Raw genomic sequence first — 7,273 nt, 5'->3', positions numbered from 1 at the left:
TGGAGAACATGACTGTTCAATGGCCGTGGAAGGAATACCGTATGACCTCAGTTGTGGATGGGGATTCGCGATGCATGAAACTCTTACAAAGCAGGGAATAAAAGTATAAAATCAGGCTTAGATTTGTATGCCAATGTCGTTTTAAATTAAAGGGATAAGTATGTTTGGAAGGATAGTAGCCATAGGGGGAGGTGTTTTTTTACTCTTAATGTTTGTGCTGGAGATGGAGGGGTCTATGATCCTAATTTACCTCTGGAATGGGAATCGGTGATCACGATTAGCGGCGGGCCTGCCTGGGCTTTAACTGGGAAGGATCAATATCTTTATCCCTATCCGCCCCCAATGCATAACCATTTTATTGCCGATAAAAAAGCAACAGCGGTGGGAAGTGGGGAAATTTATTTTGGTTTGCAACGTCTGCTATCACCTCGCATCATTGGTCAATTGGGCATCGGTGTTGCGGCAGCAAGTGATGCGCAGCTTTCCGGTGTAATTGACATTAATGGTGTTGCTGATGTGAATACATACAGTTACAAAGTAAGTCATGTACGCGCAGAATTTAAAGGCAAGCTGATTGCTGCGGGTTGTCGCATAGTGCAACCTTATCTTAGCGGCAGCTTAGGAGTGGGTTTTAACCATTCACATGACTATTTTCCGACAACAATCGATGCGGTAGTGTACCCACCATCTTATTTTAATACGAATAGCAATGTCTCTTTTGCTTATACGGTCGGAGCAGGGATCCAAAAAATGGTAACGCCTAATTGGCAGGTAGGAGTGGGGTATGAATTTGCTGATTGGGGTAAAAATTATTTAGGTGGTGATGGTAATCTTTTGGGACAAGGTCCTGGTGCGCCACACTTGTATACGAATGAATTATTGTTTAGTTTAAGTTACTTATTTTAGGGGCAACAGACCCTAATCGATTTTATGCAACGATTACCGAGAGGATATTTTGCTGACAATGATTAAGTTCGGGTGGATATTATTGTTTTTTAGCGCCTGTATAGTAACCGCAGAATGCGCAACGCAACATGATATGCAGTCTTGGCTTAATGTAACGGCTATAGGGAGTTTTCAGCGACAGGATAAAATCGCAAGTCGTGTAAAGTATTGGCTTGAGGGGCAAGAGCGTTTTGGTGATGATAGTACTCGTTTTACTCAAACGCTTTTACGTCCAGGCATTGGTTATGCACTGACTGCAAATACTAGTTTATGGTTAGGCTATGCTTGGGTTCATACGGGACGGCCGCTCGCCATTAGGACATTTGCGGAAAATAGGATTTGGCAACAGCTTTTATGGGTTAAAACCAGCCGCTATTTAACCCTTACCAGTCGCACGCGCATGGAACAGCGTTTTCTAGAAAATAATCCTAAAACGGCTTATCGGGCTCGCCAGTTAATTAAACTATCTCTGCCTTTACCTGCTTATATACAATTAAGTTTGGTGAGTAGCGATGAATTATTTTGGCATAAAAACAATTTTGTTGGCAAAAACAGCCAGGGTTTCGACCAAAATCGCTTTTTTATTGGCCTTGGTTATAAAATTAATTCCACTGTTACTACGGAAGTAGGATACATGAATCAATATATTCGACGATTCGGTGTTCCTAATTTTCTTGCGAACATCCTGTCTATTAATGTGTTCTTATATTTATAACATTAGTACTATAGGGCTATCGTTACTTCTACTATCTGGGCTAAAATGAGTCTATTTTCTGTGCTCCGATGTGCATATACATAGATGTATGCACCACTTTGGCACGCAAAAATCAACCCATTTGAGCTTAATTTAGGAAATGGCAATAGACTCTATCGCACACACGTTTCCCCGTAAAAATTAAAGCCAATTAGATTTGTGGTGGTGGATGGTCTATATTTGATCAGATACGGGTCAGTATGGGTGATAAATGCTCTTTTCCTGCTTATTTTTCAGAATGCATCCGCTTAGTTCGATGATGGCAAAAAATATATTTTGGACTCTAATTTGTATTTCAAGCGATAAGGCAGAATTTTATTTTGCAAAATCAGTCTCTATCTTTTTATGCGCCAAAAATCCAATGATCAATCCTATTTGGGGAGCTAGTTCCTGCAAATTATCATTAAAGTTTGACGAGAATGGAGCCTTGTTAGTGGATATCTACTGTACCGCATTAAGGTAAAGAAACATGAAACTATTGGTCAGCTTACAGAGCTGTTTGCGCATAATTAAGGAAATTATCAAAAAATTTGAGCGTATGTATGGCAATTTAGCTGAATTATCTGGAGTTAAATTATGAGTAAGTCCTACTTAATAAAACCACCTTTGTCAATATTTAATGAATATGATGTTTGTAGTCGCATCGGTGAAGCCTTGAATGAACACACGTACTATACCTTGGGGGTTGCCATTGGTAGTGAACTACAAGAAATCTATGGCTTGCATACACTGCTTTTAGGTCGCGATAGCCGAGCAAGTAGTGATGTATTTGCCGAAGCATTAATCAAAGGATTGTTATTAAGTGGGATACATATTATTGATATGGGTTATTTACCAACGCCGGTTTTATATTTTGCGATGCATGCTTTGCAATGTCAGTCTGGTTTGATGATTACAGCCAGTCATAATCCTGCAGATTATAATGGCTTAAAAATTACTCTAGGTGGTAAACATTATTATGGACAATGTTTACGTGCCATCCATCAACGTATTATTGATAAGCAATTTGTAATGGATAACCAAGAGCGGGCGAAGCTAGTTCAATATCCTACAGAACAGATTATTAACAAGTACATTCAAACGATTATCAACAGCATGAGGCTGATTAAGAAATTACGCATTGTTGTTGATTGTGGCCATGCAGTGGCTGGTCATGTGGCGCCGCAATTATTATCTGCCTTAGGTTGTGATGTCATTGCTTTGCATTGTGAGGTGCAGTCAACCTTTAGTAATCGTTATCCTGATCCGTCCATCGAAGAAAATTTAACTGATTTACGGGAAATGGTCTGTGAGCAACGGGCTGACTTAGGTGTTGCCTTTGACGGCGACGGCGATCGTCTGGGCATGGTTGATAATAAAGGCGATATTATTGCGGCAGATTATTTACTTTTGGCTTTTGCTGATGCATTGCTTAAGAAAAAAGCGAATTCGGCAGTGGTTTGTGATCTTAAATGTACTCAACATTTACAGGACTACATTACGGCACATCATGGTCGCACTATTATAACCCCCACTGGTACAGCGCATATTATGGCTAGTATGATTGAGCATCAGGCGGCTATTGGCGGGGAATTTTGTGGGCATTTTTATTTTCGCGATCGCTGGATTCACTCTGATGATGCTATTTATGCTGCTGCGCGTGCGATAGAAATGCTCAGTGCACAGTTATATGAGCCTCATCTTTTTTTTTGCGCAGTTTCCTCGCTCGCTCAGTACTACTGAATTGAGAATGGCAATTGACGAGCCGTTAAAAGAGGAATTTATGACGCAATTATTAGTGCAAGCTCCCTTGTATCTGCATGGAGAATTAATTCATCTTGATGGCTTAAGAGTTAATCTTGCTAATGCGTGGGGTTTAATTCGCCCATCGCATACTGGGCCTTATTTGACCTTACGCTTTGAGGCGAAAACACAACAGGCAATGCAGCATATTCAGTCATTATTCGCGAAATTAATTAATGCGGTTAATCCACTACTTGAATTGCCTTTCTAAAGTATTACGCCATATTAGCATCTAATATGCCTTGACAGGGGAGATAAAACCCTGGGGCTTAATCGCCCAAAGTGAACAATCTACTTTTTGTAAAATATCTTCAGCGGTATTGCCAATAATAAAACCGGATATGCCGGTGCGAGCGATAGTTCCCATCACCAATATATCAATTTCTTTATCGTGAATAATTGTGGGAATTATTTCCGATGGTTCACCTTTTAAATGGTAAATAGTTGGTTGGTTATGGATGCCTGCTTGTTTAATTAATTCACTCAAAGTAAGGTATTTAGCCTGCCCTTCATTTTGAATTGTTTCTTCGATTTCATCTTGAGGTATTTCTCGCCAGGCACTAGTACGCAGGAAGTGCTCCAATACAAAATCCCAGCAGGAAATAATGCTAAATTGTCCGTTATAATTGCGTGCTAGTTTCTGAGTTAATTGTAACAGATTCATGGTTAAGGCTTGTTCGGAGCTGTCTTCGTCATTGGGATCGATGGCCACTGCAATGCGAATATCTTGACTGTGTTTAAAAGGTCGATGTAAAAATAGAGGGCAGGGGCATTTGCGTAATAAGGTCATATCTAGAGCTTTGAAACCGGCAGAGTTTGTATCTTCAGCAGCTTTTATTACTAAATCATGGGATTGGCGTAGTACGTGTTGAATGATGCAGATGCTGACAGAACTTTCCCATTCAAGTTCTGTCTTCATGGTTAATTTTCTTTTCTGAAGCGGTAATTTTTCTTTTGCTGCTTCAATGGTTTTATTGATATTTTCTTTTAAAAAAATTTCATATGATGTTTTATATTGTTCCAAAGAGCGGGGCAGCGGTGGGCATATAATCAGTATTTTTAGCGCGGCCTGATTATCATAGGCTAATTGGATTGCTTGTTGTAGTGCGCCACATTCATCACGAAAGCCACTGCTAACAAATAAGATATTATGAAATTGTTTCATAATAACTCCCTCCTGGAGTTTATACACCGTTAAATTATTTTGGTAGTGGGGGATACTTCTCTATAATTTGTTATTATAGTATAAATATGCATCGATCTTTAGTAGAGTAAGTTCATTCATTTTTTAGCTAAGTGTAACGTTGATGAATGTCGCTTTGAGGGAATATTCATTGGCGGTTATCGCGCGCGGATGACATTACAAAATTTGCTGCCAGCAGGAGAGCCGATCTAGTGATTACTGCCATTGAGGATTTTGCCTCAGAGCCTGTTGTTTCTCCCCGCAGGCGTCAAGTTAAGGAAAAAAGCCTATAAGTGCTTCCTTAGTTCGAATGGAGCGAGGATAGACAAGGTTAATCTCTTTAAGCTGACGCTTATGCATCTCGTGCGAATGACAGATTTTCATATTTTTATTTTATATATTTGCTTAATACTAAAGCAGCATTCGCACCACCAAAGGCAAAGTGATTGGATAAGGCAATATCAATCGCCTTATGACGTGCGGTATTGGCTACATAATCCAGATCACAGGATGGATCGGGGGTCTCTAAGTTGATTGTTGGTAATAATAAATCATGACGTAGACTGAGGGCGGTGGCAATGATTTCCATTGCACCTGCCGCACCTATGGCATGGCCAGTCATGGCTTTTTGCGCGCTGATTGGAATGTCATAGGCTCTTGTGCCAAAAACGGATTTAATGGTTGCTGTTTCTGTGCTGTCGTTTAATTGTGTTCCCGTACCATGAGCATTGATGTAATGGATGTCATTGACTGATAATTTAGCATCATCCAAGGCTGAAAAAATGGCGCGTGTTTGCCCTTGGGTACTCGGTGCGGTTACATGAAAGGCATCACAGCTGGCACCAAAGCCAATGATTTCGGCATAAATGGTCGCCCCACGTGCTTTGGCTTGCTGTAATTCTTCCAGAATCAAAATGCCCGCACCATCAGCAATAATCATGCCGTCGCGATGCAGATCAAATGGGCGGCAGGCTTGGGCGGGATTCTCATTATTGGTGGACAGCACTTTTAGTTTACACCAGGTAGACATTACGGATTCCCAGATAAAGGAGTCCGTTCCGCCACAAAGAGCCGTAGCTAATCTACCTTGTGAAATTTGTTGATAGGCGGTTCCTATCGCTTCAGCCGAGGAAATACATGCATTAGATAAAGTTGAATTAGGTCCACCAATGCCAAATTCAATCGCAATATGATTCGCAATCGAATTGGGCATTGTTCTAATGACACTAAGAGGGGGCACTTTTTTCCAACCGTCAGAATACATGACTTTATAGACACTTTCTGATTCAGAATAGCCGCCCATACTGGTGCCGATATAAGTTCCTGCCGGCAGTAACTCGGTGGCGGTAAGCCCTGATTGCTGGATGGCATGGTGCGCACAATAAAGCGCGTACTGCGCTGCGCGTGGGTAGCGCTTGCTTTTATTAAATTGAGGGAGATGGTCTAAGCAGAGGTCGGTAATTTCACCGCCGATTTGGGTTGGGTAGGGCGAGGGATCATAGCTTTGTATGCGCTTTATGCCACATTGGCCTTGGCTTGCGGCACCCCAGAACTTATCCAATCCTGTCCCTATGGAAGAAGTTATTTCCATACCGGTTATCACCACCCTTTTTTTCATTCATAGTCCTTTTTATTGATGCGTTTTTTTCAGGCTAATACTAAATGGGTGGTTGAAACTCTGTCAAGTTCTATTATTGGCGTGTAAATATTCCTTAGATTAGCGCATGGTATTAATTTAATTTTATAGCCATTTTTGTAATTGGTTTACTTCAATCGACCAATAATCGCAGGCATTTTGGGTCAAAAAACCTAGACGAGTGTATAGTGCTAGTGCCTTTTGATTATGTGTTTCTACATCAAGATTAAGCTCTGGTTTGCCTTCGCTTAATGCATAGTTGATGCAATGGGTTATCAATGCAGTTCCTAAACCATGTCCTTGTTTTTCCGGAAAAACAGCAATATCAGAAAGCGTTGCTCCATGTTTTTGCCAACGTAGATGCGCTTTACCTACGAGCTGATTTTTTTCAAAGGCAAGTACAATCTGGTAGTTGCGCTCACTGAGTATGTGTTGAAAGCGTGGTTCAAGTTCGGCATGCGTTTTGTGAAAGCACGCTTCGTCTAATAAACACAGTTGGGGGATGTCTTCAATGGTTGCCATGCGAAAAGTAAGTTGTTTTCTATGATCGAGCAAGGGATTTAAATTATGCCGCTCCATATAATATTCACTGTGTCGGTATGAACAACCAAGTGTGGGTAGCCAGCGATCATTGAGATGTGCCGGGCTTGAAAAAATTAATTTGAAAAAATTATGCTCAACAATTAAAGGGATAATGTTGCGTAGCAATTGTTTGGCAATACCTTTATGGCGTGCCTCTGGGTGTACTAATATGGCTACCTCTACTGCATCATCATAAAAGAAATAAACACTTAAAAAAGCAATTAATTTCTCTTGTTCATAATATAGAACAATCGTTGGCAATGCTCTGGGTTGCGTTAACAGATGCATGTATAAATTGGGAATGCTGCCATCTGCTTTTTTGCTAATCGTTTTTAATTGTTCTAATTCTTTAAGTTGCTGGTCATTTAATTGGTTTATTGTGCGAAGCATA

Annotated in this window: 7 protein-coding genes; 4 read left to right on the top strand and 3 right to left on the bottom strand. The window is 40.6% G+C overall.

Annotated elements, in window-relative coordinates:
• Window positions 1–267 precede the first annotated feature (267 nt).
• The 4 genes from LDG_RS04750 (at window position 268) to LDG_RS18395 (ending at window position 3,692) form a co-directional block, all read left to right on the top strand.
• On the top strand, window positions 268–906 hold the full coding sequence (locus LDG_RS04750; RefSeq protein ID WP_006870035.1) for an outer membrane protein: 639 nt from the start codon (window positions 268–270) through the stop codon (window positions 904–906).
• A gap of 58 nt (window positions 907–964) precedes the next feature.
• A complete protein-coding gene (locus tag LDG_RS04745) occupies window positions 965–1,660 on the top strand; it encodes a DUF2490 domain-containing protein (RefSeq protein ID WP_006870034.1) in 696 nt (231 codons plus the stop codon).
• A gap of 615 nt (window positions 1,661–2,275) precedes the next feature.
• Window positions 2,276–3,421, top strand: a complete 1,146-nt coding sequence (locus tag LDG_RS04740; protein ID WP_006870032.1) for a phosphomannomutase/phosphoglucomutase — start codon at window positions 2,276–2,278, stop codon at window positions 3,419–3,421.
• A gap of 40 nt (window positions 3,422–3,461) precedes the next feature.
• Window positions 3,462–3,692, top strand: a complete 231-nt coding sequence (locus LDG_RS18395) for a hypothetical protein (protein ID WP_158307865.1) — start codon at window positions 3,462–3,464, stop codon at window positions 3,690–3,692.
• A 21-nt stretch (window positions 3,693–3,713) separates the two neighbouring features.
• Here LDG_RS18395 and LDG_RS04735 read toward each other — a convergent pair whose 3' ends face one another.
• The 3 genes from LDG_RS04735 to LDG_RS04725 all read right to left on the bottom strand — a co-directional run bounded on the left by LDG_RS04735 (window position 3,714) and on the right by LDG_RS04725 (window position 7,272).
• Window positions 3,714–4,646: a universal stress protein gene (locus LDG_RS04735; RefSeq protein WP_006870030.1), complete on the bottom strand. Its 933-nt coding sequence runs from the start codon at window positions 4,644–4,646 to the stop codon at window positions 3,714–3,716.
• A 406-nt stretch (window positions 4,647–5,052) separates the two neighbouring features.
• A complete protein-coding gene (locus LDG_RS04730; RefSeq protein ID WP_040534494.1) occupies window positions 5,053–6,282 on the bottom strand; it encodes a beta-ketoacyl-[acyl-carrier-protein] synthase family protein in 1,230 nt (409 codons plus the stop codon).
• Window positions 6,283–6,405: 123 nt separating this feature from the next.
• A complete protein-coding gene (locus LDG_RS04725) occupies window positions 6,406–7,272 on the bottom strand; it encodes a GNAT family N-acetyltransferase (protein ID WP_006870027.1) in 867 nt (288 codons plus the stop codon).
• Window position 7,273: the final 1 nt, after the last annotated feature.

Origin of the sequence: Legionella drancourtii LLAP12 (assembly GCF_000162755.2) — a bacterium.
Lineage (GTDB): Bacteria > Pseudomonadota > Gammaproteobacteria > Legionellales > Legionellaceae > Legionella > Legionella drancourtii.
This window is presented reverse-complemented; position numbering and strand designations above follow the sequence as displayed.

Excerpts from the sequence above, each read along its gene's own strand:
- LDG_RS18395 (WP_158307865.1), top strand. The coding sequence starts at position 3,462 with ATGACGCAATTATTAGTGCAAGCTCCCTTGTATCTGCATGGAGAATTA.
- LDG_RS04725 (WP_006870027.1), bottom strand. The coding sequence starts at position 7,272 with ATGCTTCGCACAATAAACCAATTAAATGACCAGCAACTTAAAGAATTA.
- LDG_RS04745 (WP_006870034.1), top strand. The coding sequence starts at position 965 with ATGATTAAGTTCGGGTGGATATTATTGTTTTTTAGCGCCTGTATAGTA.
- LDG_RS04735 (WP_006870030.1), bottom strand. The coding sequence starts at position 4,646 with ATGAAACAATTTCATAATATCTTATTTGTTAGCAGTGGCTTTCGTGAT.
- LDG_RS04730 (WP_040534494.1), bottom strand. The coding sequence starts at position 6,282 with ATGAAAAAAAGGGTGGTGATAACCGGTATGGAAATAACTTCTTCCATA.
- LDG_RS04740 (WP_006870032.1), top strand. The coding sequence starts at position 2,276 with ATGAGTAAGTCCTACTTAATAAAACCACCTTTGTCAATATTTAATGAA.